General features: G+C 48.2%; 2 protein-coding genes. Both read right to left on the bottom strand.

Annotation, left to right across the window (positions count from 1 at the left end; translation table 11 throughout):
* A partial coding sequence (locus R7M72_RS25575) for a heavy metal-binding domain-containing protein (RefSeq protein ID WP_318056525.1) occupies positions 1–309 on the bottom strand: 309 nt, incomplete at its 3' end.
* Positions 310–412: 103 nt separating this feature from the next.
* A partial coding sequence (locus R7M72_RS25570; protein WP_318056524.1) for a TolC family protein occupies positions 413–1,106 on the bottom strand: 694 nt, incomplete at its 5' end.

Below are 1,106 nucleotides of genomic sequence, written 5' to 3'. Positions count from 1 at the left end.
TACACCTAAGTTGTTTTCAACTGATGGGTCAATTTTCACCGTGCCGGGTTTGTCTTGTTCACCCGCGAGATCTTCGGCGTACACTGGGATCAAGTCCATGCCCATTGGCGATTTGCCCGGTTTGTCGCGCTTATAATTTGGATCCATTGGCGCAACCCAATAGAGTGGCTCGTTTGAGATGCTTGCAGCGCTACCGCCTGTGCCGCTCATGTCGTGGTTTGCACCAGATAGGTACTGATTAACGCTCAACCCTAGTGCCCCGCCAACAAGCCGAGCGATGGTTGCTATCTTGATTGAATTTGAACTCATTCCTAATTCCTTATTTTCCCCATGAGGCATGACAGCGATGTTGATTGTTTATTGGTGTGCATTCGCCATCGTCCCCAAACTTGGGTTCTCTCATGTTTTTGTTTTAGTTCGCGCTTGCTTCAGGCGTGATGTTGGGTGCGGATACTTGATATTCGAAACCACCCAATAAAGCCGCTAAGTTGCTGTTTACGATGTTTAAATCGGTAATAAGACGTTGCTGTTCGAGCTTTAGCGCCAGCTCGTCTGTGCTTGCCATGATCACGTCATTAAACTGTGCGGTGTTGTTTTGATAACCCCTTTCTACCGCGTGAATACGAGCTTGAACTTGGGGAAGTAAGGTGGATTGATAACGCTCTAAACGCTGACTCAAGTTGGCGCGATCAACCAGCAATGTGTTGACCTTCGCGTTCATCTGAGTCAGTAACGTATCTTTTTGTGAGCGAGCAGCACCCACTTGATACTGAGCGGCGGCTAAGTTGCGGTCTTGGCGATTGCCAGTGAACAGGGGAATGTCCATTGTTAGATACGCGCTCACCAAATCCGATGCAGGTTCGCCTTTCATATTGTTGGCTTGACGATAGGCGTACATCACTTCCACACCGAATTGAGGCGTGTAAGCTTGCTCTGCAATGTCCACTTGAGTTTCATTGGCAGAAATACTTACGTTTGCCATTTTCACCATCGGGTGCTCACTCAACTGTTGGTAGTGCTTGGTCGTTTCGCTATTTGCAGACAACTTTTGGTTCAATGACGCCCAAGTCAGTGTGTTGCTGGCTTGAAGTGTTGAGCGTCCGTTT

The sequence above is a fragment of the Vibrio sp. YT-18 genome, assembly GCF_033337345.1.
GTDB lineage: Bacteria > Pseudomonadota > Gammaproteobacteria > Enterobacterales > Vibrionaceae > Vibrio > Vibrio alginolyticus.
This window is presented reverse-complemented; position numbering and strand designations above follow the sequence as displayed.